Annotated in this window: 23 protein-coding genes; 1 reads left to right on the top strand and 22 read right to left on the bottom strand. The window is 49.0% G+C overall.

All coding sequences use genetic code 11. The features are described from left to right. Positions 1–131: 131 nt before the first annotated feature. From EFA69_RS18295 to EFA69_RS18240, 12 genes are all read right to left on the bottom strand, one after another. On the bottom strand, positions 132–1,778 hold the full coding sequence (locus tag EFA69_RS18295; RefSeq protein WP_123134503.1) for a T9SS type B sorting domain-containing protein: 1,647 nt from the start codon (positions 1,776–1,778) through the stop codon (positions 132–134). Next, entirely contained in the window at positions 1,775–3,280 is a 1,506-nt protein-coding gene (gene hutH / locus EFA69_RS18290) for a histidine ammonia-lyase (RefSeq protein WP_123134502.1), read from the bottom strand. The genes EFA69_RS18295 and hutH overlap by 4 nt, the downstream gene beginning before the upstream one ends. A gap of 8 nt (positions 3,281–3,288) precedes the next feature. Beyond that, positions 3,289–4,659 (bottom strand): histidine--tRNA ligase, encoded by a 1,371-nt coding sequence (gene hisS / locus EFA69_RS18285; protein WP_123134501.1) that lies wholly within the window; start codon positions 4,657–4,659, stop codon positions 3,289–3,291. Between the two features lie 252 nt (positions 4,660–4,911). Beyond that, complete coding sequence (locus EFA69_RS18280) at positions 4,912–5,895, bottom strand: O-antigen ligase family protein (RefSeq protein ID WP_221175770.1); 984 nt, start codon at positions 5,893–5,895, stop codon at positions 4,912–4,914. Positions 5,896–6,151: 256 nt separating this feature from the next. After that, positions 6,152–7,267, bottom strand: coding sequence for a glycosyltransferase family 4 protein (locus EFA69_RS18275; RefSeq protein ID WP_123134499.1), 1,116 nt, complete (start codon positions 7,265–7,267; stop codon positions 6,152–6,154). A gap of 65 nt (positions 7,268–7,332) precedes the next feature. Continuing rightward, the gene (locus tag EFA69_RS18270) at positions 7,333–8,454 is read right to left on the bottom strand and encodes a glycosyltransferase family 4 protein (protein WP_221175769.1); all 1,122 of its coding nucleotides are present in this window, start codon (positions 8,452–8,454) and stop codon (positions 7,333–7,335) included. After that, on the bottom strand, positions 8,436–9,740 hold the full coding sequence (locus EFA69_RS18265; RefSeq protein ID WP_123134498.1) for an O-antigen ligase family protein: 1,305 nt from the start codon (positions 9,738–9,740) through the stop codon (positions 8,436–8,438). Before EFA69_RS18265 ends, EFA69_RS18270 begins: the two co-directional genes overlap by 19 nt. Next, entirely contained in the window at positions 9,737–10,675 is a 939-nt protein-coding gene (locus EFA69_RS18260; protein WP_183906863.1) for a glycosyltransferase family 2 protein, read from the bottom strand. The genes EFA69_RS18265 and EFA69_RS18260 overlap by 4 nt, the downstream gene beginning before the upstream one ends. 80 nt (positions 10,676–10,755) lie before the next feature. After that, positions 10,756–11,697 (bottom strand): glycosyltransferase family 2 protein, encoded by a 942-nt coding sequence (locus tag EFA69_RS18255; protein ID WP_123134496.1) that lies wholly within the window; start codon positions 11,695–11,697, stop codon positions 10,756–10,758. Positions 11,698–11,730: 33 nt separating this feature from the next. Continuing rightward, a complete protein-coding gene (locus EFA69_RS18250; protein WP_123134495.1) occupies positions 11,731–12,678 on the bottom strand; it encodes a glycosyltransferase in 948 nt (315 codons plus the stop codon). A 248-nt stretch (positions 12,679–12,926) separates the two neighbouring features. Then, complete coding sequence (locus EFA69_RS20570; RefSeq protein WP_123134494.1) at positions 12,927–13,700, bottom strand: class I SAM-dependent methyltransferase; 774 nt, start codon at positions 13,698–13,700, stop codon at positions 12,927–12,929. An 89-nt stretch (positions 13,701–13,789) separates the two neighbouring features. Beyond that, positions 13,790–15,217 (bottom strand): lipopolysaccharide biosynthesis protein, encoded by a 1,428-nt coding sequence (locus EFA69_RS18240; RefSeq protein WP_262696999.1) that lies wholly within the window; start codon positions 15,215–15,217, stop codon positions 13,790–13,792. Positions 15,218–15,429: 212 nt separating this feature from the next. Here EFA69_RS18240 and EFA69_RS18235 point away from each other — a divergent pair, with 212 nt between their 5' ends. Then, on the top strand, positions 15,430–16,338 hold the full coding sequence (locus tag EFA69_RS18235; RefSeq protein WP_123134492.1) for a chain length determinant protein: 909 nt from the start codon (positions 15,430–15,432) through the stop codon (positions 16,336–16,338). Between the two features lie 102 nt (positions 16,339–16,440). On the opposite strand, the gene EFA69_RS18230 is transcribed toward EFA69_RS18235, so the two are convergent. The 10 genes from EFA69_RS18230 to EFA69_RS18185 form a co-directional block, all read right to left on the bottom strand. Further along, on the bottom strand, positions 16,441–17,994 hold the full coding sequence (locus EFA69_RS18230; protein WP_123134491.1) for a GNAT family N-acetyltransferase: 1,554 nt from the start codon (positions 17,992–17,994) through the stop codon (positions 16,441–16,443). Between the two features lie 247 nt (positions 17,995–18,241). Continuing rightward, positions 18,242–18,898, bottom strand: a complete 657-nt coding sequence (locus tag EFA69_RS18225; protein WP_123134490.1) for a CoA transferase subunit B — start codon at positions 18,896–18,898, stop codon at positions 18,242–18,244. A gap of 154 nt (positions 18,899–19,052) precedes the next feature. After that, complete coding sequence (locus EFA69_RS18220; protein WP_123134489.1) at positions 19,053–19,751, bottom strand: CoA transferase subunit A; 699 nt, start codon at positions 19,749–19,751, stop codon at positions 19,053–19,055. A 121-nt stretch (positions 19,752–19,872) separates the two neighbouring features. Continuing rightward, a complete protein-coding gene (locus EFA69_RS18215; protein ID WP_123134488.1) occupies positions 19,873–20,277 on the bottom strand; it encodes a hypothetical protein in 405 nt (134 codons plus the stop codon). A gap of 91 nt (positions 20,278–20,368) precedes the next feature. Beyond that, the gene (locus tag EFA69_RS18210) at positions 20,369–21,295 is read right to left on the bottom strand and encodes a bifunctional riboflavin kinase/FAD synthetase (protein WP_123134487.1); all 927 of its coding nucleotides are present in this window, start codon (positions 21,293–21,295) and stop codon (positions 20,369–20,371) included. Further along, on the bottom strand, positions 21,273–21,983 hold the full coding sequence (truB, locus tag EFA69_RS18205) for a tRNA pseudouridine(55) synthase TruB (protein ID WP_123134486.1): 711 nt from the start codon (positions 21,981–21,983) through the stop codon (positions 21,273–21,275). Before truB ends, EFA69_RS18210 begins: the two co-directional genes overlap by 23 nt. Further along, on the bottom strand, positions 21,983–22,825 hold the full coding sequence (locus EFA69_RS18200) for an undecaprenyl-diphosphate phosphatase (RefSeq protein ID WP_123134485.1): 843 nt from the start codon (positions 22,823–22,825) through the stop codon (positions 21,983–21,985). The genes truB and EFA69_RS18200 overlap by 1 nt, the downstream gene beginning before the upstream one ends. Then, positions 22,826–23,047 carry a DUF3098 domain-containing protein gene (locus tag EFA69_RS18195; RefSeq protein WP_123134484.1) on the bottom strand — a complete coding sequence of 74 codons (222 nt, stop codon included), beginning with the start codon at positions 23,045–23,047 and terminating at the stop codon, positions 22,826–22,828. 14 nt (positions 23,048–23,061) lie between these two features. Beyond that, on the bottom strand, positions 23,062–23,961 hold the full coding sequence (locus EFA69_RS18190; protein WP_123134483.1) for a cell division protein FtsX: 900 nt from the start codon (positions 23,959–23,961) through the stop codon (positions 23,062–23,064). A gap of 209 nt (positions 23,962–24,170) precedes the next feature. Further along, positions 24,171–26,000, bottom strand: a complete 1,830-nt coding sequence (locus EFA69_RS18185; protein WP_123134482.1) for a serine hydrolase — start codon at positions 25,998–26,000, stop codon at positions 24,171–24,173. Positions 26,001–26,089 lie beyond the last annotated feature (89 nt).

Raw genomic sequence — 26,089 nt, 5'->3', positions numbered from 1 at the left:
CGTGTCCGCTTCCAGGGCCAAAAGTACACCATTTTGCGGGAATAGAGGAAGTGAAAGTAGCCCATGCAGGTACCGGGTAATGCACAAGCTTTGCGTTTAGAGCCTGTTTTTCTAAAAGTAGCCCCTAAGCGCTATTTCACCAAGGTAACGGTGCCTTTCTGGGTGATGCGTTTGCCGTTCACATCTTTGGCTTCCATGCGGAAGAGGTAGGTTTCGGGCGGGGCGGGTTTGCCTTGGTAGGTGCCGTCCCAGCCATTTTTGGGGTCTTTGCTTTCAAAGATGATCTGCCCCCAGCGGTTGAGTACCTGCAAGGTGAAGGAGGAGGCGAAGGGAGAACCCACCGGTCTGAAGACATCGTTCAGGCCATCGGCATTGGGGCTGAAGGCCGTGGGGAAGTGGAATTGAAAGGCTTGGTCTGCCGTGGCGGTGTTGGAGTAACTCTGGTAAGAACCATCCTGGGCTTTTGACAATAACCGGTACGTTAAGCGCTGGTACGTAGTCTGCGGCTTTTCATCCAGGTACGATTGCCCGGTCACGGGAGTGCTCCAATATACCTGTCCCTGCTCGTCCAGCAACTCCAGGGTCTGCGTTCCCACCCCGGCAGGGAAACCTTCATAAGCATTCCAGGTGAGCTGCACACTCCCCTCCGCCTGAAAGGTAGCGGTTAGAATGGCCGGACAGGCACTGTTACTGCGCCCCGAGGTTTGGGAGCAGGAATCTGTATACGTTGCTTGGTAGCAGAGCGGTGCCGAAAGCGCAGGGGAAGTGGAGTCTAGGGCGTTTAGGGACTGTTTTTCTGAAATCTGGGCAAAACCAGCGTTTCCCTGGCTCCGGTAGATGGTCTGTTCTTTGAAGGTTTCCTGGTCGGGTACCACCGTCTGCAGCATTACCCTGTTCTGTAAATCAAAGCTGGCGACCAAAAAAGGAGCAGCCGGGGGAGTGGAGCCCTGTGTTTCTACCTGTACCGGTACCGAGGCACTTTGCACGTTGTTTGGCAGCAGTGCCACCAACTGGTAGGTGTACAATCGGCCGCAGGCCACTTCTGTGTCTGTGAAGGAGGTTTGAGTATTGAGGAAGGTTTTGTAGGGCTGACCACCCCGAAGCAGTTGGTACGAGCTAACAGAACCTGAACTGGCATTAGCGGCCCAGGAAAGTTGGTTCACGCGGTTACCAGCAGTTACAAATAGTGCTTGGCTACACACCGTGGAAGAGACAATATCTTGCCGTCCTGAGCACGTATTGGTAACCCGTACCCGGTAACAACCGGCATTAGGATCTATGGAAAGGAGGTGCGGGCTTTCACCCTGAGGTACTGCCGTGAGTGTTTGGATGACTGTGAACGTACCGGAAGAAGAGGAAGCCCTCTCCAGAACCAGGTCATTTACCCCAGAGGTATTCAGTTGCAGCTCAATTCCGGTTGGTAGCAGGGTAAGCTTCTGTAGTACCGGGGACGTAGCCGGGGCATTGGCTTTCACCGTGAAAGTGCGTTGTCGCTGCTCATATCCGTAGGCGAGCTGCGTTACCGTGTATTCGCCGGGTATGGTGAACACATGTACCGGGTCTTCAAACTTCTCTTGGTTATCATCGGCGTCAAAATCGTAGAATTCTGAGAAGTTAGGGTCGTTGCTTCTTGGGGTATTGTCTCTGAAAGTAATACGTTCCCCCACGCAAAGCACGGTTACAGGTTGGTTCCGTTCATTATAGGCTAGAAAATCCTGCGCCCATGCGCTGAGGCTGCTTAAACACCAGATGAACGTTACTAGAACCCGTATTTTCACGTCAATAATTCTTCAAAAGGAAAGTTCTGGATAAATCTGATGCTCTTCTCCATGTCTGGGTGCAGCACGCGGTCCTGTTCCAGCGGTGCCACCTGCATTCTGTACGCGGCCACCAGTTTCTCCAGTACCGGCGAAGTGCGCAGTGGCCGCCTAAACTCCAGCGCCTGCACGGCCACCATCAGTTCAATGGCCAGAATGCGCTCCACGTTCTGCACCACCTGGTACGCTTTGGTGGCGGCGTTGGCGCCCATGCTCACGTGGTCTTCCTGCCCGTTGGACGAGACAATGGAATCTACACTGGCCGGGGTACATAACTGCTTATTCTGGCTAACGATGGAAGCAGCCGTGTATTGCGGAATCATAAAACCCGAGTTAAGGCCAGGCTCCTGGATTAGAAACTGCGGCAAGCCCCGCTGCCCCGAAATCAATTGAAAAGTGCGCCGTTCCGAGATGCTGCCCCATTCCGCCAAGGCGATGCTCAGGAAATCAAGCGCCAGGGCCAGCGGCTGCCCGTGGAAGTTCCCGCCGGAGAGAATCAGTTCCTCATCGGGGAAAATATTAGGATTGTCGGTCACTGAGTTGATCTCAGTGGTGAAGACTTGTTCGGCGTAGGCCAGGGCATCTAAACTGGCGCCATGCACCTGCGGGACGCACCGGAAGGAATAAGGGTCCTGCACCTGTTGCTTGGGCTGCTGCTGGAGTTCGCTGTCTGCCAGCAACTGCAAAATGCGCGCCGCCGATTTAATCTGTCCAGTATGTGGCCTTACCTGATGGATCTGGGCCGAAAAAGGAGCCTTTAGCCCATCAAAAGCTTCCAGAGAGAGGGCGGCCACTACATCGGCGGCTACGGAAAGCTGTCTGGCCTTAAGACAAATCACAGACCCGTACGCCGACATTAGTTGGGTGCCGTTCAGGAGCGCCAGCCCTTCCTTCGCCTGTAACCGGATGGGCTCCCAGCTGAAAATTTCCAGTAGTTCGTGGCCTTTCAGTTTGAATTCCTGAAACCGTACTTCCCCTAAACCAATCAGGGGCAGGCAAAGATGGGCCAAAGGAGCCAAATCGCCGCTGGCCCCCAAGGAACCTTGCTGGTACACCACGGGGTATATGTCCCGGTTGAAGAACGAAAGCAGACGGTGCACGGTGGTCAGTTGTACGCCGCTGTAGCCGTAGCCCAGAGACTGCACCTTGAGGAAAAGCATGAGTTTCACCACCTCGGCGGGGACTTCTTCCCCGGTTCCGCAGGCGTGTGACATCATGAGGTTGCGTTGCAGGGCTTCCAGGTGATCTGGCGAAATGGAAGTGTTGCAAAGCGCGCCAAACCCGGTGTTGATGCCATACACCGGATTTGGCGCGGCTTTCAAGTGATGGTGCAGGTAGTCATGGCTGCGCACAATCCGCTGTTCCACCTCCTCAGAAAGAGCCAGCGTGGTGTGGCCTTGCAAGATCTTCTTGACCTCATCAAGGGTGAGGGGAGTCAGGGAAATCAGGTGCTCATGCGCCATAACTATATTTATTTCTGCAACTGTTGAAGAATGTCTGCCAAGGGTAAACTCTGCTGTGAGCCGGTGCGCATGTTGCGCAGGTTCAGGTTGCCGCTCTCCATTTCCTCTGAACCAATGAGCAGCACGTACGGGATTCTCTTCTGATCGGCGTAAGCCATCTGCTTTTTCAGCTTGGCGGCTTCTGGGTATAACTCCGTGGAGATACCGGCGGCGCGCAGTGCCTGCAATACCGGCAGGGAGTAGCGCATGGAAGCTTCATCAAAGTTGGAGATGAGCACCTGGGTAATGGTCTGGCTTTCCTGCGGGAACAGGTTCAGTTCCTCCAGAACGTCAAAGATGCGGTCTACGCCAAAGGAAAAACCCACCCCAGACACACCCGGTAACCCGAACATGCCCGTTAGGTTGTCATAGCGGCCACCGCCACTGATGCTGCCCATCTGCACGTTGTTCACTTTCACCTCAAAAATACAGCCGGTGTAATAGGAGAGGCCCCGGGCTAAGGTAACATCCAGCTGTATCTTAGCTTTCTGCACGGTGAAGCTCTCCAGGTAAGACAACATCCCGCGGATGTCCTGCAACCCTCGCTGCCCTTCAGCAGAATTCTGGAGCAGGGTGTCTAACTGCGGCAGTAAATCAGCAATGTCGCCGGTTAAAGCGAAGACTGGTTGCAGGTTAGAAATAGCGTCTTCTGTAAAGCCTTTCTGCAACAGTTCCTGGTTTACGGCGTCCTGGCCTATTTTGTCCAGCTTGTCAATGGCCACGCAGAGATCAGCCTCGCGCCCGTTGGCCCCAATAGCCTCGGCAATACCCGCCAATAAGCCCCGGTGGTTGAATTTGATGGTGAAGTCATCTAGGCCCAGTGTGCTGAGTACTTCGTCCATCATCAGGATAATCTCAGCTTCGCACAACAGGGAATTGGTGCCCACCACATCGGCATCGCACTGGAAGAACTCGCGGTAGCGGCCCCGCTGCGGACGGTCTGCGCGCCACACGGGCTGTATCTGATAGCGTTTGAAGGGGAAGGCGATGTCATTGCGGTTCATGACCACGTAGCGGGCGAAAGGCACGGTGAGGTCATAGCGCAGGGCTTTCTCAGAGATTTTGCGGGTGAGTGGCTTATAGCCTTGTTCTATGTCCTGCCCCGATACTTTGCTTAGGAAATCACCGGAGTTCAGGATCTTGAAGATCAACTGGTCACCCTCATCGCCGTATTTGCCGGTCAGCACCGAGAGGTTCTCCATGGCGGGCGTCTCAAGCGGTAGAAACCCAAATTTCTCAAAGGTGCTCCGGATGACGGAGAAAATATAATTACGTTTCACCACCGTGGCGGGCCCAAAATCACGGGTGCCCTTGGGGATTGAAGGTTTGTCTTTGCTCATGCTGAAAATACTAACGCCGCGAAGATAGCAAATTCAGGGATGAGTTGAGCCTTGTGCCTCATGTGCGTTTAGCGGCTGTTTTCAGAAAAACAGCCGCTAAACGCACATGAAGCATCGTACAAAATTTGGGAAAATATTATAGAGCAAATGTATTTTTCTCTTCCCGATGAGGAAAAGTAGGCTTGCGTTTAGCGGCTATTTTTGAAAAAATAGCCGCTAAACGCAAGCCTACAGTACATATGTGCTGTGAACTTATGATTTAGATGCAGCAGGTGTTGCAGAGGAAATATGCTCTTTGGGAGCAAAAAGCAATAGAGCAGCCATAAAGGCGAATAGTAGCGTACCATCTCTTCTCTGCAACATAGACTCGGTGATGCAACAGATAGCAAAGACTGCCACAACTGTAAACAAGATATAATCTTTGGTGTGGTATGCTTTCAAGAGCAGATGCAGGAAAAGGAGCAGAAGCATAAAGGCGCCCATCAAGCCCATTGAAGCCCCGTGCATCAGGTACTGATTGTGGGCATCAAGCCTAACGTCTACCCCCTCCTGGAAGTGGTATTGCCGGTATTTTGTTACCAGTGCCTCTTCTATGTCTCCGGTGCCAGTGCCCAGCATCGGGTGCTCCCCAATAAGATCAATGGCAGAGCGCCACATTATTTCCCTTTGGCTCACTCCAGTGCCCGTGCTGATTTTTTTCTTCAAGTAAGACACATTCTGGTAGACCAGCAGGCTGCTGCTCACAGTGACAAGAATCACGGCTAGAACCAGAACGTACTTTCCGGCTCTCACAGAAAGATACAGAGCCACCAACGCCATAAAAAAGACGGTGGCTACCAAGGCTGTTCTGGAGGCTAGCAGCGCCTGGAAAGCGAAAAAGTAAAGAAACAGAAAAAGATGTAGGAAAAAGTCTTTCCGCTGGCGGATGAACGAGGTGTTAAACAGGAAATAAGAGTGGATAATTAAGCAGACACCTATATAAAAGCTGTAATAGGGGGCATGGAAATCTGCCCGATGAGGCATAAAATGGGAAATATAGTTCCAGTCAATGTTGGGAAACGGCGCAAGACGGCCTACTTCTTCTCTGGAATATTCCATGCCAATCACGTACAAGGAGTGCAATGACAGCAGAAAGCAGCTAAAAGTAAAGGCAAACAAAGTGTTATGGACCTGTCGCCGGGAAAGTTGGCGGTAAAACAAAACTGTCAGCACCGGAAGCATGGCTTGTAAGGTCACAAACCGTACTGCCTTTTGGGGAGACGCGCTCACTAGCATAGATATGCCACACAGCAGTAAATAGGCACTTAAAATTCTGAAGGTAGCGTTTTGGAAAATGGACCTCCAGTGCACTTGCTTCTGGAAAGACCGCCAGAGAAACAGCCCAATGAGCACCAGTAGCAGGATTCCCTTCAGGTTAAACCTAAGCGGAAGAGAAAAGGCATAAAGGTAGAGGAGAAGAATATAAATGCTAGATAGCTTATCTTCTCCCTGGCTATAAGCTTTGCCTAAATTCATGGTATTTTTCCATAACAAATTGCCGTAGTTCGTCTCTGAATCTAATCTGATTGAATTTCTCTACTGATTTCCGGATTAACTGTGGGTTGAAAGAAGACTCCTTTTCCTCAAATCTTTGTACGGCCTCTATAATGCTGTTTTTATCTTGGGTATCAAAGAAAACACCGGTTTCTGACGTGACCGTCTCCAAGGCGCCACCTTTGGCGAGCGCAATGACTGGGGTTCCGCAAGCCTGTGCCTCCACGGGAGTAATTCCAAAGTCTTCCTCGGCAGCAAAGACAAACGCTCTGGCCTGCTGCATGTGGGTCCGTAATACGTCATAAGGCTGGTACCCGAGCAATGTTACATTAGCACCCGCCAGCTCTTTTACCTTCTCAAAGTCAGGGCCTTCGCCTATCACGATTAGTTTTTTGTCTGGCATCGCAGAGAACGCTTCTACAATAAGGTCAATGCGTTTGTAAGGAACCATTCTGGAGGCCGTAAAGTAATAATCACCCTTGGCAGGGGATAAGGCGTAGTTTTCTATGGCTACCGGCGGATAGATGACCACTGAATCTTTCCCGTAGTTCTTTTTGATTCTACGCCCTATATACTTTGAATTGGCAATGAAAAAGTCTACCCTTTGGGCGGAAGCGGCGTCCCAGTTCCTGAAACGGTGCAGCACGAGTTTAGCCAGAAAACCCTTGAAACTGCTCCGTAAGCCAGTCTCATTTAAGTATTGGTGGTACAGATCCCAGGCATAGCGGGCTGGAGAGTGACAGTAACAAATGTGCAGTTGACTTGCGTGCGTTAATACTCCTTTGGCTACGGCATGGCTACTGGAGATGACTACATCATAGGAAGACACATCCAACTGCTCAATGGCCAACGGCATCAGGAATAGATAATTTCTATAATGGTTACGGGCAAACGGGAGTTTTTGGATGAAAGTAGTGGTAACTGATTTATGTTGGATGTGCTGCTGGAGCGGTTGGGGCATGAAATCTATCACTGCAAAAAGGTCGGCATGCGGGTATACCTGCAATAACTGCTCTACCACTCTTTCTGAGCCAGAGTAATCCACAAACCATTCATGTACAATTGCTACTTTCACAGAGAAAAGCTTTTAATCTTGTTTCTTCCCTTGTGGCGGAAGAAATGAAAATTCAAATTTATTAATCAAGGAGAGGTGACCAGCTCTTTGAAAATACGCACGTGTTGGCTGGCTGCGGCTTCCCAGGAAAATTTTGCACACTGCTCTCTGCCTTTTTCCGCCAGAGCCATCTGTAACTCCACGTTTTGCAAAACACGCTCCATCTGAATGGTTAGTTCAGATGCCTGTAGTGGATTAAAGTACAAAACAGCGTCTGCGCATACTTCCGGAATACTGGCCGACCTAGCTGCCACCACGGGGCAGCCACAGGCCATGGCTTCTAAGGGAGGCATGCCAAATCCTTCATATAGGGAAGGAAAAACCGACAAAGATGCGCAATTATAGAGCACGGGCAAAAGTTTATCTGGCACAAAACCCGTGAAGTGCACAAATTTTTTGAGTTGTGGTTGCTTTTCCAGTACGTGGAAAATCTCTTGGTCAGGGGTCAGAAAACCATCTTTCTGGCCGACAATCACTAAATGGTATTCCTGCTGCAAACAAAGCGAAAGCGATGAATAAGCCCTCAGCAATGTGATTAAATTCTTGTGAGGCTTTACGTTACCTACAAAAAGTATGTATTTTTCTGGCAGGTTTGGCAGTTCTTGTCTCAGGTCTGCATTTTCAGACAATGAAATCCCTTCAGTGAAACAAGTTCTATCCACGCCATTGTAGATGACACTGAGTTTCTCTGGTGAACAGCGGGTGTATTTGATGATTTCCTGCTCAGAGAAACGGGAGACGGTAAGTACTTGGTCTGCCATTCGGACAGCCGCATTTAAAAACAGGCTGGCATAGGTCTTCTGCGTAAAGTTGAGTGTATGCTTGTATGCAAGGTGGAATGTGTCATGAATGGTGACCACTCTCTTTTTAGCCTTGATGGGGAGGAGGGGAATGTTGTAGTGCGGTGACCAAAACAAATCACAGGCAGGGACTTTTTGATAGAGTTTCCATTGTTCTTTCACTGAATAAATTGGCGCATTCAAGGGAATAACAGAAACCTGCTTTGCCCATTCAAATTGCTCTATCTCCTGCTCATTTCCCATTACCTGCACCTTAAACTCAAGGCATAACGCCGGTAGAATATGCTTCAGATAAACGCCAATTCCTGAAGCATTGAGCATTCTAGCATCTATCGCAATGGAAGGCATTTCTCACGTTCTTTTAGAATGGCACGTTGGGCAAGGACAAAACCAAAGATCATCCAGTAGAGGATGAAATTTACTTTTCCGGCAATAGCTGAATTCAAGAAACTGGCCGCGTAAAAGTATGCACTACAGCCAAGGAAGCACAGGCAAAGCTGCCTGAGGGACAAATCATGAGTTATGAAAAAGAGCCGGAGGGTGTAAAAGAAACTTAAAATAAAAGAAGATAGATATAGAATGCTCAACGGAAGCCCGTTCTCCATCAACAGCTGGAACCAATAGCCGTCGGTGATAACCACCCGCTCAGGGCTGCTACTGGGTCCCTGCGATCCAGTTCCCACTCCGGTCCATAAATTTCTTTGAAAATAGTCTAAAGAACTACTGATTTGAGTGTAGTGACCTTCTGTAGATGAAATAGAGCTGGCATCTTGACCAGTAATTCTTTGTACCAGAAACGTGTCTTTAAAATAACTGCCAAGGCTAACAGTGAGCACAAGAAGGAGCAGGAGCATTGAAAACGCTTTGATTAAATAAACTAATGTGAAACGCCCGTACTGGAGAATCAAAACAGTGGCTCCAGAGAGAAAAAAACCGACCAATGCAGCTCTGGTGAAGGTGAGGATGTTTGTTAGAAGAATCAGTAATAAAAGGACCAGATATACTTTGTTTCTGGTAAACATGTACCTAGATAAAGTAATGGTAGCCAGAATAACGGTGAAACTGGAGAAGATAATTGTATTGCCTAGGAGGGCTGTAGGTCTTACAATTTCAGTTCCGTAAAATCCAAAAGTGCTTTCCCCTCTTAACACCAGGTATGGCATTGGCAGACTGGAGGAAAAAGTGAATTGAAATAAGGCAAAAAGGCAAAGCAATGTTCCAACGAAGAGAATCACAGTAATGCAGGTTCGAATTCTATCTTCCCTTCTCAAAAAGAAGGGCAGGTAAAGAAACAGGCAACTATAAATCAAATTATTTCTTAACCCCAATAGCTTTTCAAGCATCGGGTTAGCATCTATAAAAAGTAGCTTAAGTATGGTCGTAAATAACAGAAGTAACCAAATTCCCAGTGCAATAAGCTGTGACCGCCTTATTTTCTGACCTCTGTAATAGGCAAAGAAAAGCCCGGTAAAGAAGTGTAGCAGAACAAGGGCAATAAGCCAATCAATTAGCAGAGTGGCTAGATTCAAGTGGGAGAAGGAAAGGAAATTGGTAATAAAACCACTACACAGTATTGTTACCAGCAGTGCGATAACCAACACATAAGCGATGGATATTCTAGAGGAAAAGGTCATATGTTTTTTGTGCGCCACATCAATTGAAAAACTGCTGCCCCCCTCTTAAATTGTAATCTGGCTAAACGCAAACAGGCAGAAGTAAGCAGAGAGGCATAAAGTTGGACAGTTCTCTCAGGATAAAACTTCCTGAAAAAGATTATTTTGCTTCTAAGGCCATGGAAATCTGCCAAATCACTTTTCCCGGCTCCGGAGGAACTGGAACCTATTGTCTTACCTTCTTTATGGAATACTCTGCTCAGCGGGACATAGCCTAAGCCAAAGCCGCGGCGTTTGCCTCGTTGAGCCCAGTCTAATTCCTCAAAATACAGGAAATAGGTTTCATCCATCAATCCCACTTCGTCAATAAAGTCTTTACTGATGAACATGGAGGCCCCAACTATATAATCAGGGTCTATTGCCTGCGGAAGCGCGGTAGAATTGTCTTCCCAACCTTCTGCAATGTGGGAGGTGGTAAGCGTGGCTAAATTAAGCTTGCCGCCAATGGCTTGCACTTTAGAGGGCTCCTGGTAATAAAGGAGTTTTGAACCCCACATTCCAATCTTTCTTCCCGTACTAATGGCTAAAATAGCGGCCTTCACCAACTCAGGAAGACTGTCTTTGTCTGCCACAGTATCATTGTTCAATAACCACAGGAAGTCAAAGTCGTTTCGGTAAAGCGCAAATCGGATGCCTATGTTATTTCCCGCGGCAAACCCCCCATTAATGGAAGATCTATATAAAAGCAGTTTGGCATTTGGGAAAGTATGAGTTGGAGGTACGCTACTTTCCTGGTATTCTGCAGGAATAATAGCGAATGCGTCTGGTTCGTGCGTCCAGTAATCAGATGCCCAGTTGATTAATGCCTCAAACGCATTGTTGGGAGAGGCGTTGTCTATGACAATGATTTGATTATTGGCGTACTTAATTTTTAGAAGACTTTCAATACATTCCACAGTGTCTTGCCAGCTCTTGTAGTTGACAATAATTGTGTAAATTTTAGGGGTAGATACCATAGAGAAAGCCAAGGAACCTGCTATGCCCGTAGTAGAACATTCAGGCTTTTAAAAAACGTATTGCTGAAGAAGGAATACCGCAAAAGTATCAGTTTCTTTTTCCAAAAGCTCATCTTCTTCAAGGAGATGAACTGCTCTAATAGATTTCTCTGCTCAGCACAGCACTCCAATTTGCCTCTGTGGCGCTTGTAGAAAGCATTTGCTTGGTTGATTTCTTCATTTAACAATCCAAATTTATTGTTCCTGATCTTAATTACTCCGCTATCGAATTTAGATCTTAGGTTCATAGAGCGTGCTCCCACTACGTTAGCTGCGTGTTGTCTGTATAAGACGGTGGGAGTGGAGAGATAATCTACCTTACCAAAACAGGATGCAGTCATCAAGAGCCAGGCATCATGCATCATTGCTTCTGGAGCAATGGGTATGGCTAATTGTACGGTTGCCCTGTTCATGAGAACAGTACACCCCGTGACTACATTCTCTACTAACACCCTATTCAGCTTAACGTTATCAGGGTTTAGCTTCATGTATTTCCAATAGGAGGGATGGAGGTGTTTTAACTCCTGGTCAACCACCGTCAGATCACTGAACACCAATGCCGGAGTGTTTGTTGAGCTGTCTTGCTCCAGAGTTCTAAGCTTTTTTAAACTCAAAGACAGCTTTTGGGGCAACCAAACATCGTCCTGGTCAGCTAAAGCTACATAGTCCCCTTTTGCCAGAGTCAAGGCTTTGGCAAAATTTTGTACCACCCCTAGCTTGGTTGGATTGATAGAATATACTAACCCATGGCTGCGCGAAAACCTCTCAAGAATGTCAGGAGTACCGTCAGAAGACTGGTCATCGCACACAATGATTTCTATGTTCCTATAGGTCTGCCCGTAAATGGATTCCAATTGCTCTGTAAGAAACCGAGCCCCATTGTAGGTAGCCATGACCACAGAAATCAAAGGCAATTCTTCCATAACTCTGTAAAGGGATTGAATGGCGGGTGGTTTTTACTGGTCTGAAGATGGTCTCTGCAACAGATGCAGTGCTGTAGTGCTTGGAGCAAAGATAACCAGCAAAAGAAGGGCTGCAGATTTGATCACAGGTCTATTTTTTAGCATCTGTAAACAGTTTTTTACAGATGCTGCTTTCTGCTTTTCGCGCAGATTACTAATAACCAGATGCTTGTAGAAACCTGCAATAAGTTCTTTGATTTCTTTATGGTATTTGTAGTGCAGGAAGGTGTCTAGCGAAGCAAAGGTTTTAATGTTCTGGTGGAGCATTGTCTTCAACTTGGCATAAGAAGCATTGGTGGAGGCCATTGTGCCTCCCTGATGTAACCGGTAAGCCGCCATGGTGTCTTCCATAAAGCCAATCTTCCCCGTGGCGGCATTTAGTACGTGAAGCGTCCAGTCGCCCACTGCTGCCTGCTCTAGAAAAGTTGGGTAGTAAGAAAATGGCCTGTTCCGGTAAACGGTGGTTGTGGTGCAGATAAAGTTTTCCTTAAACAAGTCCGTCACAGAAGAAACAGATTTTTGGCCTTTGTTGGAGAACTCTGTTTGCCCAGTGGACTCGTGGAGAATAAGGGCTCTATGGAAGGAGATGGCAAAATCTGGGTGCGAGTCTAAGAAATCAACTTGTTTCTGAAGTTTTAGGGGCTCTGTCCAGTAATCATCGCCGTCACAGAAAGCCACATATTCTCCATCACAGGCTGAGAGTGTATTCAGGAAATTTTTCATCATGCCCAGATTGTGCTCCGGTAAAAGGAGTTTGATCTTATCTGGGTAGGCCTTCTGGTAAGCGGAGATGATGGAACGGGTAGCATCTGTGGAGCAATCTTCCCCAATCACCAGCTCTACCGTAAAGTCTGTCTTCTGCATGAGTACCCCTTCAATGGCTTGGGCAATATAGGCGGCATGGTTATAGGTGATCATGCAGACGCTTACTTTTGGAGTCATACGTAGTTAGTCTGTTGTTGTGCTTATTGCTGCCCAATGCGATAAATGGGCAAATAATCCGGTTTGCGTTTAGGGGCCGTTTTTGAAAAAATAACCCCTAAACGCAAACCGAGTTTGTAGGCATTTGTAATTGCAGGATTAGAAAAAAAGAAAGCTTAAGATCACTAAAAGGAAATTTCGACTCTCTTTTCATCTACTATAATATTCTTCCTGTGGAGGGAGAAAAGGCTTTGTTACGTTTATCATTGCTATTTAGATACTATGTAGAGAACAGAACGCGGATGGATACCATAGGTAATAAAATCCTGCGCTGTAAAATCTGTAATGTTAACTTCCTGCACGTGGAAACCCGTTTGCTGTAGCCGGTTTATAAAGCTGTGCTTTGCATATTGTCGGACGTGGTCATCCTGCCCGAATCTACGCCACCTTTCCTGCACATCCTGCAGAGTAGGATCTTCATCCGTTTCAGGTAAAGAGAGCAGAATGGGTACCATGGCAATCCCCCAACCCCCGGGCTTTAGAACCCTATAGAGTTCCTGCATTGCCTTCCGGTCATCAGGTACGTGTTCCAGCACGTGGGAGCAGACAAAGATATCAAACCAATTGTCAGGGTACAGGTGCATGTTGGTCAAGTCTACTTTGTCATCTACATCTTCCATGAAGAGATCGGCAGACCGGTAGTTTATGTTGCTTTTTCTTTGTAGAAAGTGTCGTAAACTGGCAGCAGGGGCTATGTCTAGCAATTGGTAGGTTTTAGCAGGAGACAAGGCTTTGTTAAAATACAGTGCATACAGCCGGTCTCTGTCTGAACAGCCGCATTTAGGGCACTCATAGGAAGCAACATTGAGCGTCTCCAAATCATCTAGAGAATAGGGCCACCCATATTTCTTATAGTTAAGCAAAAAGCTAGGCGAAAGCGGCTTGAACCGATAGACTTTATTTCCGCAGACCGGGCATTCCTTTTTTGGGGGGAGGAACGTGGCGGAGGCTGAGTAGACAATATTTTTAAGCTTCTGTAACATCTAGAAACGGGGATGGTCGGTGATAGGTCAAGTTCAACAAAGATCAGTAGGAACTACTGTTAGAGATTGTCCAAGTATCAACTTTTCGGTTAAGGTTTATCAGTTGATCTCATAAACTTCCCTTTCAGGAGGCGAAACGCCTTTGTATTGAGGAGTAGATTCAACAACAGGTAAACGATGGCTACTGTGCCCGCCTCCACAAGAAATTGCAGGACCCTTGGGAGTGGGAGATAGGCTTGCAGCAGCGCCGCCGAAACACCAGAGATGATGGCTACTAGAAGATAAGGCAATACCATGCCAAGCTGTTTCATCATGGATAGCTGTATTTCACGACTAACAAAATACATGTTCAGCAGCACAGACAGAAAAGAGAAAAGCGCAAATCCATACAGAAAAGCTTTGATACTGATTTGAAAACCAATGATAAACACCAAGAGTAGCAGTGTCTTTTTCAGGATGTCTAGCCGGAGGAATGCGCTGGAGTTTCCGCGGCCACTAATCACATTCACCATAATGGAGCTGAGCGGATAGGCGTAGGCGCTTAAAAGCATAATTCTGAAGTAATCTATAGATGCCACCCACTTTTCTGTAAACAACAGCAAAATGATGTTCTCTGCGCTTACAAACAAAATCCCCATTAAACCGAAGGCTAAGAATGAAACGGCAATCAGCGCATTTTGGTATACTTCTACCACTCTTCCTGTATCTTGCTGGTGTTTGCTCACCACAGAGAAAAAGACCCTTGTAAGGCTTGCCGAACTGTATTGGATCACGATGTTATTCAAAGACTGCGCTCTGGTGTAGTACCCCAGAGAGTGGGCGCTGAACAATTTGCCAATGATAAAAACATCCAGCCTGCTGAACAGATTCTCAATAAGGCTGGGAAGAAAGATCTTAGAGCCGTAGTTCCATAAAGCCCCAATAGATGCCAGATTGAAATAGCGCATGGGGCGCCAAGGAGAAAGAAGCCAGACCAGCAGCGTGAAAGCTATCGCATTGAGCAAAACTTGCCCAACCAAACTCCATACCCCAAAGTTGGAATAGGCCATGCCAATACCTACAATGCCAGAGATGGTAACCGCCACTCCCCGGTAGATAGTGAGGGGCTTAAGATTGATTTCCTTTAAATATTTGGCTGTTTGGATAAGGGTGAGGGAATTAATGAGGAAAAGAGGCGAAATGCCTTTGACCAGTGGCGAAAGAATGGGTTCTTTGTAGAAGGCAGAGATGACACCAGAGAGAGAGAAAACCAGTACTGTAAGAAAAATACCTATCCCAATATTCAGGTAGAAAACGGTAGCATATTGCTCCTCAGAGATGTCTTGTTTCTGTACCAGTGCGGTACTGAACCCCATGTCTATAAATACCTGGGCAAAGCTCACAATGGCCATCACCATGCCAATAAGCCCAAAATCTTCCGGAGTTAAAATACGGGCCAAAATGACCGATACTAATAATCCAATGCCTTGATTAAGGAATTTTTCCAAGAAGTCCCAATAAATTCCTTTTAAGAACATTTGTGAGTGGTTAGGGAAGCTCCGCCATACGGGAAGATAATCGCGTTTAAGTGGATGCGTTAATCTGTACAAAGAAACCAAACGCTGGCCCATTTTCAAACGAAAGGGCTTATTATACCTAATGGACTCAGGCAATCTACCAGTTAAGTTTCTGCATTGGTTTTTGCAGAACCTGTTTATTTCACATCTTTACAGGGCCATTTTTACCGCTTATGCCGCAAGAGATCAAAGAACAGCACCCCTACAAACCTGATTATTCTGACGAAGTAGACCTTAGAGAAGTACTTCACTGGATCAGGAATGGCATCCACGGGTTCAGGGCGTGGTGTAAGTACGCACTGGGTGTACTGGTGAGGTATTTGCCACTCATCTTGCTTCTGATAGCCTTGGTGATGGGAATAAGCTACTATCTCTTTACCAGAGAAAGACCCTATTATACCTCTTCCGCCACTCTGCTTCCTGGCAACATCAGAAATGAATACTTCAAAGCCGAAATAAACCGGCTTGCCGACCTGGTGAGGGATGGGAATCATGCTGTCCTGAACGCTGAACTGAAGCTGGGGGTAGAGCAGTCGGCACAGATTAAGTCGCTTACTTTCCTGAATCTGGAGGAAGAGAAGATTGAGGAAGATAGCGTGCTGGAAGGGGCACCGTTTCAGGTAAAAGCAGAAGTTTACGATAACACACTCTTCATTCCGCTGCAAAAGGCGCTACAGTCCTACCTTGGCCAGAACGTTTATTTTGCCAAAAGAACACAGGCTAGGAAAGAGCAATTAGAGCAGCAGATTACCAAACTGAAACAGGACATTGCTACTATAGACAGTCTGGTAAGGGCTTCAGCCACCACGCGGGGGCCAGTGAACGGGTTTGTGTATGGTGAGCCTTTAGATCCGAGCGGATTATACAGACAAAGTACGCTCATGCTTGAAGACATGAGCAAGCTGGAGGCCGAATTGAAGGAACTGGAAACGGTGCAGGTGGTAGTGGGCTTTGCCCCCATGATACACCCCACAGCTCCTATCCTCAAAAAATACTTGTTGGTTGGAGGTACCATTGGATGCCTTGTCGCTTTTTTGGTAGCCTTATGGATAGATAAACGCCGGAAGAAGGCCTCACTTTGAAGCGAAACGATAGGTTAGTTTGGGGCCAATTCTGGAAAAAGAGCCCCTAAACAGGAAAGGCCGGTATACATACCGGCCTTTCCTGTTTAGGGGCTCTTTTTCTTAAATCTCGGTTAAATCGTCTTCTTTCTGGTGCAGCCAGCTCAGGTTGTAGAGGTCCTTGCGCCGGTCTCTCAGGTTACGTACGCTGCCGGTGGTGTTCAGGTCTTTGAGCAGGTCCAGGTCCAAATCGGCGATGAGGGTCATCTCGGTATTGGGCGTGGCCTCGGCAATGATGGCATCATGCGGGAACGCCACGTCTGAAGGCGAGAATACCGCCGACTGCGAATACTGGATGTCCATGTTCTCTACCCGGGGCAAGTTGCCCACGCTGCCCGTGATGGCTACGTAGCACTCATTCTCAATGGCCCGCGCCTGAGCGCAGTGCCGCACGCGGAGGTAGGCGTTTTTGGTATCGGTCTGGTACGGCACAAAGAGGATCTTCATGTCCTGGTCAGAGAGCATACGGGCCAGCTCGGGGAATTCCACGTCATAGCAGATCAGGATGCCAATCTTCCCGAAGTCTGTGTCAAAGACATTCAGTTTGTTGCCGCCGCGCATTCCCCAGTAATGGGCTTCGTCTGGGGTTACGTGCAGCTTGTACTGCTTGTCATAGGTGCCGTCTCTTCTACAGAGGTAGCTCACGTTGTGCAGCTTGTTGTCAATATACTCCGGCATGCTGCCGGCAATGATGTTGATGTTGTACGAAAGCGCCAAATGGATGAGCTTCTCCCTGATTCCGTCTGTGTAATCGGCCAGTTTTCTGATGGCCGCCGAGGGGGATTTCTCATCGGTTAAAGCCATGAGCGGGGCATTGAAAAACTCCGGGAACATGACCATGTCGGCTTTGTAGGAGCTCACGGTGTCCACGAAGAACTCAATCTGCTGTTCAAAGTCTTCCAGAGAGTTCATCTGACGCATCTGCCACTGAATTACCCCAATACGCACCACTTTTTTGGTCCCGCCCACCAGCGTTTCCTTTTCTTCATGGTACACGTTGATCCACTCCAGCAGAGAAGCATAGGCCTTGGATTCCTTGTCCTGAGGCATATAGCCTCTGATGATTTTCCGGACGTGGAAGCCATTGCTGAGCTGGAACGTGAGAATGGGATCATAGATTTCCTTGTTGCGCACCTGCTCAATGTACTTGCCCGGCGTCATACGGTCAGCATACTCTTTGTAGCCCGGGATTCGGCCCCCCAGAATGATGCCCCGCAGGTTCAGGTTTTCGCAAAGTTCTTTACGCGCGTCATATAAACGGCGGCCCAAACGAAGGTTGCGGTACTCTGGGTGCACAAACACATCTACCCCGTAGAGGGTATCGCCGTCATCGTCATGGGTATCAAATTTTCCGCCGCCCACAATCTGCTCATAGGTGTGTTTGTCTCCGTACTCAGAGTAGTCTACAATTAAGCTTAGGGCGGCAGCTACCACCCGGCCTTTGTCTTCAATGCACAGCTGACCGTCTGGGAAGCGTTTAAGCAGGGAACTGAATTCTTTCTGAGTCCAGGAGCCGCCAATGTTGGTGTATACCAACTCCATGATCTGTTTTACTTCCTTGTAGTCGGCGGGGGTGAGGGGACGTAATATTAATTTGTGTTCTGTATTTTCACTCATGTTGTATAGGGAATTTACCAAATGCGCACTGTAGCAGGATGTAGTACCGAGAGATAAAGCTCAGCGGAACTCTACTACCAGCCAGCAGGAACAGCATTTGTTCAAAGTTAGGAAAGCCACCGCAGCAGGGCAAGCCATGCTGCCATGAACTGTATACGGCGTTTAGGGGCTTTTTTTTCAAAAAGAGGCTCTAAACGTCAAAAGACTCTACAGCGGGAGCCTTTTGCCGTTTGTGTAACACAAGTTATCACACATTAATTTCCGGAATATCCCCTTCTACCCGCAGTTTTCCTTCTGTGGCCGCCTGTATCTGTTCTACCGTTACGCCCGGGGCCCGCTCCAGTAGGCGGAACCCGTCTTCGGTTACCTCCAGCACCGCCAGGTCCGTCACTATTTTCTTCACGCACTGCAGGCCCGTGATGGGCAGGCTGCACTCCTTCAGGAGCTTTGACTGCCCGTCTTTGGAAGTGTGCTGCATGGCCACAATAATGTTCTTTGCCGAAGCCACCAGATCCATGGCGCCGCCCATGCCTTTCACCATTTTACCCGGTATTTTCCAATTGGCGATGTCGCCGCGTTCAGACACTTCCATGGCCCCTAGGATGGTGAGGTGCACGTGCTCGCCTCTGATCATCGCGAAGCTCTCCGCCGAGCTGAAAATAGCGGAGCCGGGGAGGGTGGTAACTGTCTGCTTGCCTGCGTTGATGAGGTCTGGGTCTACTTCCTCCTCAGTAGGGAAGGGACCCATGCCCAGGAGGCCGTTTTCGCTCTGTAGCACCACATTCATTCCCTCTGGGATGTAATTAGCCACCAATGTAGGAATCCCGATCCCCAGGTTCACATAATAACCCTCTTGCAGTTCCTGCGCAATTCTTTTGGCAATGCCGTGTTTATCTAAAGCCATAGTTTCTATATTTTAAGATTAGAGGAAGGGGACTGCATTTGGCATCAGTGCCTTTGCTGTCACTCTTTCCCTTGCCAATTCATTATGCTAAGCAATTGCGTTCAATTTTAGTGATAAGGATCTTTCATCCTCACCTTTTATTTAGATACGCTGATTATGCTTGCCGCACCGTGCGCTGCTCAATCCGTTTCTCATAGTCTTTTCCCTGGAAAATACGCTGGACGTATATGCCGGGGGTGTGGATCATGTTGGGGTCCAGTTCGCCCACGGGAACCAGTTCCTCCACTTCGGCAATGGTGATTTTACCGGCAGCGGCCATCATGGGGTTAAAGTTGCGGGCGGTACCTTTGTAGATGAGGTTGCCGGCGGTGTCACCTTTCCAGGCTTTCACCAGCGCAAAATCGGCTTGGAGCCAGGTTTCCATCAGGTACATTTTCCCGTTGAACTCGCGGCTCTCCTTGCCTTCGCCAATCTCAGTGCCATAGCCGGCGGGCGTGAAGAAAGCCGGAATGCCGGCGCCACCGGCTCTGATGCGTTCGGCCAGCGTACCCTGCGGAATCAGGTCCACCTCCAGCTCCCCCGAGAGGAGCTGACGCTCAAACTCGGCGTTTTCGCCTACATAGCTCGAAATCATTTTCTTAACCTGCCGCTGCTGCAACAGCAAACCTATCCCAAAGTCATCTACCCCGGCATTATTGGAGATGCAGGTGAGGTTTTTGGTACCCCGGCGCAGGATTTCATTGATGGCATTCTCTGGGATGCCGCAGAGACCGAAGCCTCCTAACATAAGGATTGCCCCATCCGGTATATCCGCACAGGCCGAAGCAGCATCTTGAACCACTTTATTGATCATAGAACTCAGTGAATGAAAGGTGAAAAAATGGTTGAATACAATTGAATAAGGATATGGTCACCGCCAACAGTATGCGTTTAGGGGCTCTTTTTTGAAAATAGGGCCCTAAACGCATGCCACTTCAGGGCATACGCCGCATGGACATCATGCCTCCAAAGAACGCCATGGGCAGGTATATTGCCAGTGATATAACGGTGAACCAAAGCGGATGCGGGATTTGCACGAGATTGGCAATTCCGGCCACTAGAAGCAGGGCTCCCACCAGCAAAGCGTGTAAAACCGGGCGCGCAGTAGCGTAGCGGGCGGCCACCATGCCTCCAAAGAATGCCCCCAGCGCATAGGCGAGCAATACCAGAAGCAAAGCGGCAACCGGCGCGTTGGTCATGAACGTAGCCATGGCCTGCGGATCATTGGGGTTGGAATTAGTGGGCAGCGGATATAGCTGGTGACTCAGGAATTGCACCAGACTGATGGTGAAAACTCCCACGGCGGCACCACCCAGTACAGAAAGGATACTTCTGAACATAGACCTCTTGTGTTAGGTAAAACCAGAAACGGGCCCGTCTCCTTCTGCCTTTTGCGTAAAAGCCCGAGGTGAAGTTACGGATTTACCTGATTTATCCTAACACTTGTAAGGCAGAGGCCTTGTCCAGTTCTAATTGATGGATGAGTGCCTGTAATCCGTCAAACTTCTGCTCTGCCCTTAGGTAAGAGATAAAAAGCAGCGTGATCTCCTGTCCATAAAGGTCTTCAGAAAAATCAAACAGGTTGACTTCTATGGTTTGGTGGGTGCCGTTCACGGTTGGGTTGGTGCCTATGCTCAGCATTCCCTTATAAAGGCCAGTTGGGGTTTGCACCTGTACAGCGTAGATTCCCTGGGCGGGTACCAGTTTCAGCTTCTCTTTGGGCTCCAGGTTGGCGGTGGGGTACCCCAAGGTGCGGCCAAGCTGCCTGCCCTGCACCACCGTTCCAGTAAGGGAGTAGGGGCGGCCCAGATAGCGAGCGGCGGTAGTCACATCACCATTTTCCAGGGCGGTTCTGATTTTGCTGGAGCTCACACCCACGGCATCAATGTCCTGTCTGGGAATTTCCTCTACCTCAAACCCGTAGCGCTGGGCGTGCTGTTGCAAATAGTCAAAGCCTCCCTCACGGTTCTTCCCGAAGCGGTGGTCATAGCCAATCACCAGTTTCTTGGTGTTGATGGCCTTAATCAGAATCTGCTGGATGTATTCTTCTGAGGAAAGCTGGGCAAACGCACGGGTAAAAGGGAGCAGCAGCAGATAATCCACCCCAAACTGCCGGAGCGCCTCAATCCGTTCCTCAATGGTGGAAAGCAGGCGCAGAGAATCATCCTCGGGTTTTAGAACCGTACGCGGGTGCGGCCAATAGGTAATGACCACGCTCTGCCCATTGCTCTGCCGGGCGGTTTCCGTTAATCTGGAAAGGATTTTCTGGTGCCCAATGTGTACGCCGTCAAACGTGCCGGAAGTAACCACGGCATGGGAGAGGGAGGGGAATTGGCTAAGCTCCTGGATGACGATCATGGTGCAACCCTTGTTTTTCGCGGAGTTCCGGTAATTGGTCTAAGGACATGGCATCTTCCAGGCGGTAGTCTCCAATGCGGGTACGTTCCAGTTTGGACAGATAAGCACCACAGCCTAGTTTAGCGCCAAAATCGCGGGCCAGGCTGCGGATGTACGTTCCTTTGGAGCATACTACTCTAAAACCAACTTGGTTTCCTTCAACAGACGTTAAGTCAAATTGCTTGATGGTAACCCGCTTGGATTTGATTTCTGCCTCTTCGCCGCGCCGGGCAAGGGCGTAGGCCCGTTCACCGTTGATCTTTACCGCCGAGTAAATGGGCGGTGTCTGGTCTATTTCACCCATAAAAGAATTGGCGGCCTCGCACAGCATTTCCGGAGTGAGATGTTCTGTGGGAGCGGTGCTGTCTACTTCCGTTTCCAGGTCAAAGGAAGGGGTGGTGTGGCCCAGCACAAACGTGCCGGTGTATTCTTTCTCCTGCACCTGAATCTCTTCAATGCGTTTGGTGAACTTGCCGGTGCACAAGATCAAAAGGCCAGTCGCCAGCGGATCTAAAGTACCGGCATGCCCAATTTTCTTGATGCGTAAAGCAAACTTGGTTTTCTTCACCACATCAAAGGAGGTCCAAGTGAGGGGTTTGTTGATCAACAGAATGGCCCCTGCCTCAAAGTCATAAGGAGTTTCTTGCATTACACTAATTGAATTTCAACTCCCATGGCCATCAACAGTAGAATCACCAAGCCTACAACAATACGGTAGTATCCAAACAGCTTAAAGCCGTATTTTGTCAGGAAGCCCACAAAGAATTTAATAGCGGCCATGGCCACTAAGAACGCTACCACATTGCCAATCGCTAACGCCTGCCACTCCTGAGCCGTAATGGCGCCAAAACCAGTCTGTATCTTAGGAAGGTTGAACTTCAGGATGTCAGAAATCTCCAGGTGCAGTAAGTCAGTGAGAACGGTATAGGTGGCTGCGGCCAGCATGGTGGGCACTGCCATGAAAAAAGAGAACTCGGCGGCAGATTTGCGCGTCATGCGCTGGGTGAGTCCGCCAATGATGGAAGACGCCGAGCGGGAAACACCGGGAATCATGGCAATGCATTGGAACAAGCCAATGATGAAGGCATTACGGTAGCTGGGGGTAGTGACCGGGTTTTCCTTTTCTTTGAACCAGCGGTCCACGAAGATGAGGAGAATCCCTCCCAGAAGAAGACTCACCGCCACCACTTCTACCCGTTCCAACATGGCGTCTACGAAATCTTTAAGCACAAAGCCAATGGCCAGGGCCGGAATAACCGCCACCAGCAGCTTCTTGTAGAAGTCAAAGGAATTGATGAACCGCTTCCAGTACAGTACCACTACAGATAAAATGGCCCCAAACTGAATAGTGACGGTAAACATTTTCGTGAACTCAAAGGCACTGATGCCCATGAGGCTAGAAGCGATAACCATGTGTCCGGTGGAGGAAACCGGTAAGAATTCTGTTAATCCTTCTACAACGGCCAGGATGATGGCTTGCCAAATACTCATCTAAACGTCTTTGCGGGGTTTAGCCAGAATGGCGAAAAACTGAATAACAAAACCAATCACCAAAACAATTGGACCCAGGGTAAGGCCCAGGAACCCGTAGCCATACGGCTGGGAGTCCATGGCCATGAGAATGAAACCTACAGCCATTACTACAAGGCCTAGTACCATGATCTGGTAATTGCGCTTGCCAAACGAGAGGTTGGTGGGGTTTTTATTTTCCATACGGGAGATATTTCTTAGTATAAATCGTCAAGGGAGGATCTGAGGTACTTCTTTACGGCGCGGTAGGAAGAGAAAAAGCCCAATATGCCCCCCAGCAGAAGAATCGAAACCATGAGGATGATCATCTGTTGCTCATCGCGCAATAAGTACAGCTCCGCAATTTCATGGTAGGCGTACTGGAGAAGGGCAAACAGAAGCACCGACGCCAGAGCCCCGCTCACCAAACCCTGGAAAATGGCTCTGTTGAGGAAAGGGCGCTGAATGAAAAAGGAAGTGGCCCCCACCAGCTGCATGCTTCTGATGAGGAAGCGCTGGGAGAAAAGTGCCAGTTTAATGGTATTGTTAATCAGGATGATCACCACCACCACCAGAATACCCGCAAAGGCCAAGAGTAAGATGCTCACCCGTTTCAGGTTATGGTTGATGGAGTCAATGAGGCTCTCCACGTAGTCTACCTCGTACACGCCCTCGGTGTTCTGAAGGTCCTGCTGGATCTGCTTCAGCTGCTCAGAGGTGGCAAATTCAGCGTTGATGCGCAGAATGAAAGCATCCCGCAGCGGGTTTTCGCCCAAAAAGGTAAGGAAGTCTTCGCCGCTCTCGTCAATGAACTCACGGGCTCCGTCTTCTTTGGAGAAAAAGGTCACCTGCGGTTTATTTTCCTCGTAGGCGATGTACTCCTTGCGGGCCAGGGTCTTCCGTAGTTTCTCCACGGCCAGCGGCGTGAGCTCCCTTTCCAGATACACCTGCACTTCCATGTTCTGTTTCACCAGGTTAGAGAGCTTGCCGGCATGGATGAGGAGAAGGCCAAACAAGCCAATCACAAACAGCGCCAACGTGATGCTGAAGATCACCATGGTGTGAGGGTAATTGCCCAGTTTTTTCTTACGGGTATGTTTGAGCGGTTTAGTAGCCATAGGTACGTGTGCCGGCAAAAATAGTAATTATTTAGAAGAAGCACGGGGCCCAGCGCGTTTTTCGCCTGATTTAAGAAAAAGAGCCGCTAAATGGAACGTGTCCAAGGACTTTTGCCCAAGATAGCCCAAAGGAAGCCATTCCTGGGCTACCGCTTACTGAACTCATTAGAGGAGAGGAATATTGTACTTATTGGACAGGGAACCCATTGCTACAGTTTCACAAAGCGGTGTACATTTTCTTTGCCCTGCGCATCACGGAAACGGAAGAAATAAAGACCAGGCGAAAATCCTTGGGTAAGAATTGCCTGCCCCGGTACCAGCTGCCCGGTCTGGACGCTGACGCTTTGTGCATTTCTTATCTCATAGAGTACCGCCTCGGGGAGGCCCTGCACCCGCAGTTCTGTAGTGACGGGGTTGGGGTAGAACAGTAACGCATTAGTTGGCGCCGAAGGAGCCTCCTGGACAACCACATTGTTGTTGTTCAGGATCAGGGTGGGGTTCCCTTCTAAGGTATATATAGGCTTATTGCCTGTAGCCTGATTCTCGTAATACTCCACCACCCGCACAAAATACTTTCTTGCCTGATCTGGCACGCGCACTACCGTGGAGGAGTTCCGTTCATCTGCCACCACAAAAGAGCCGTCAGGAAGCCGGGTTCCCGCTCCGTACGTGGCATTGGGGGTATAGTGGGTGCCATCCAGAGGGAAGGCGGCAATAGGTTCATCGGCCTTCATCAAGACCAGGCGGCGGTTGCCGTTTCCAGAAAGCCAGTTGATCTGGGTAGTAACTGAATCAACGGAAATGGCGCTAAGATTCTGTGCATTGACAGTAGGCGGAAAAAGATCATGCTCTGGCCATGTGCTGACAGTACTGAGGCAGTTCCACCCCAGGTTATCCACTTCTTCCCAGAACTGGTCAGAGGCTTGGTAATTGTTCAGCAGGATCGCCCAGGTAAAGCCGCCGCTGGTGCGTACCAGATAGCTGGTGGTACCGTCCAGACAGCCGCTGTGCCACCAGTTGTTGTTGCGGTTCACTTGCCAACCTTTGGCCCGCCAGGGGTTTACCGCAGATGGTTCCACCATACTGGCCAAGGTATGCTGGTCCAGCAGATCGGGTTGGGAGGCGAAGCCGTCAATACTATGCACCAAGCGCAGGAGATCACGGGCCGAGAAGACCCAGCCCCCGTGGGCGTTCATCGCTTCCAGGTTAAAACCGCCATACGCGGTTGGCACTTGCTCATTGGTTCCATAGCAAGAGGCCATTTTGTAATCACTTTTGTATTCTGTCTCGCGTTCCTGTTTTTGAGAAAGTAAATTATGGCCTAAATGTGCTTCCAGAACCCCGCTGGGTTGAAGTAGATGCTCCTGCACCCATTGCTCATAAGGTTCATTGGTCACTGCTTCCAATACTTTCCCCAGGATGAGATAGCCGGTATTGGAGTAGGCATACCTGGCGCCGGGAGTAAAGTTGAGTCCCTTCAACAGCATGAAACGAATGAGGGTAGAATCGGCTACGGGGTTACGGGCTTTCATGGCCTGAGCCACGTGCAGAGGAAAATCAATGGGATCACAGTTAGAGTACCCATCGCAGCCAACGGTGCGGTCCCAGCCGGCTGTATGTTCCAGCAAATGCTGCACCGTTATGTGGTATAAACGGGAATCGGTAACGCCTTGCGTGTAGTAGGTATTCTTTAAGTAACCCTTTGGGCCGAAGACAGGATGGGTAAGGCTAAGCTGCCCGTCCTGCACCAGTTTCATGATGGCTACGGCCGTTACAACCTTAGACACACTGGCTACCCGCATCAGGCTATGGGGTTGCAGGGGCGTAGTTTTGGCTACATCGGCATGGCCGAAACCACGGGCGTAGATCAATTTGCCGTCTTTAGCCACGGCCACCGAAGCACCGGTCACCTTCCAACGGCTCACAAATTGCCGAATGGTGGCGTCAAAGCCTGTGAGTTGCGGAACTTGAATGCCGGACTGGGCAAAAGCAGTAAACGTAAGGAAACTACTGAAGAGGAGCGTAAAAATTGTTTTCAAATACCTGGTCTGCCATAGAAAACAACCCAGTGCGTCACCACCTTGGTTACTTTGGTTGTCAATGCAAATTTATAGAACAATGCAGAGTA

Origin of the sequence: Rufibacter immobilis, assembly GCF_003721565.1 — a bacterium.
GTDB lineage: Bacteria > Bacteroidota > Bacteroidia > Cytophagales > Hymenobacteraceae > Nibribacter > Nibribacter immobilis.
Note: the sequence above shows the minus strand (reverse complement) of the source record. Positions and strands in the feature narration are given on the sequence as shown.

Bases quoted from the DNA above. Each gene is read 5' to 3' on its own strand.
- hutH (WP_123134502.1), bottom strand. From the start codon at position 3,280: ATGGCGCATGAGCACCTGATTTCCCTGACTCCCCTCACCCTTGATGAG.
- hisS (WP_123134501.1), bottom strand. From the start codon at position 4,659: ATGAGCAAAGACAAACCTTCAATCCCCAAGGGCACCCGTGATTTTGGG.
- EFA69_RS18270 (WP_221175769.1), bottom strand. From the start codon at position 8,454: ATGCCTTCCATTGCGATAGATGCTAGAATGCTCAATGCTTCAGGAATT.
- EFA69_RS18265 (WP_123134498.1), bottom strand. From the start codon at position 9,740: ATGACCTTTTCCTCTAGAATATCCATCGCTTATGTGTTGGTTATCGCA.
- EFA69_RS18255 (WP_123134496.1), bottom strand. From the start codon at position 11,697: ATGGAAGAATTGCCTTTGATTTCTGTGGTCATGGCTACCTACAATGGG.
- EFA69_RS18250 (WP_123134495.1), bottom strand. From the start codon at position 12,678: ATGACTCCAAAAGTAAGCGTCTGCATGATCACCTATAACCATGCCGCC.
- EFA69_RS20570 (WP_123134494.1), bottom strand. From the start codon at position 13,700: ATGTTACAGAAGCTTAAAAATATTGTCTACTCAGCCTCCGCCACGTTC.
- EFA69_RS18240 (WP_262696999.1), bottom strand. From the start codon at position 15,217: ATGTTCTTAAAAGGAATTTATTGGGACTTCTTGGAAAAATTCCTTAAT.
- EFA69_RS18235 (WP_123134492.1), top strand. From the start codon at position 15,430: ATGCCGCAAGAGATCAAAGAACAGCACCCCTACAAACCTGATTATTCT.
- EFA69_RS18230 (WP_123134491.1), bottom strand. From the start codon at position 17,994: ATGAGTGAAAATACAGAACACAAATTAATATTACGTCCCCTCACCCCC.
- EFA69_RS18225 (WP_123134490.1), bottom strand. From the start codon at position 18,898: ATGGCTTTAGATAAACACGGCATTGCCAAAAGAATTGCGCAGGAACTG.
- EFA69_RS18220 (WP_123134489.1), bottom strand. From the start codon at position 19,751: ATGATCAATAAAGTGGTTCAAGATGCTGCTTCGGCCTGTGCGGATATA.
- EFA69_RS18215 (WP_123134488.1), bottom strand. From the start codon at position 20,277: ATGTTCAGAAGTATCCTTTCTGTACTGGGTGGTGCCGCCGTGGGAGTT.
- EFA69_RS18210 (WP_123134487.1), bottom strand. From the start codon at position 21,295: ATGATCGTCATCCAGGAGCTTAGCCAATTCCCCTCCCTCTCCCATGCC.
- truB (WP_123134486.1), bottom strand. From the start codon at position 21,983: ATGCAAGAAACTCCTTATGACTTTGAGGCAGGGGCCATTCTGTTGATC.
- EFA69_RS18200 (WP_123134485.1), bottom strand. From the start codon at position 22,825: ATGAGTATTTGGCAAGCCATCATCCTGGCCGTTGTAGAAGGATTAACA.
- EFA69_RS18195 (WP_123134484.1), bottom strand. From the start codon at position 23,047: ATGGAAAATAAAAACCCCACCAACCTCTCGTTTGGCAAGCGCAATTAC.
- EFA69_RS18190 (WP_123134483.1), bottom strand. From the start codon at position 23,961: ATGGCTACTAAACCGCTCAAACATACCCGTAAGAAAAAACTGGGCAAT.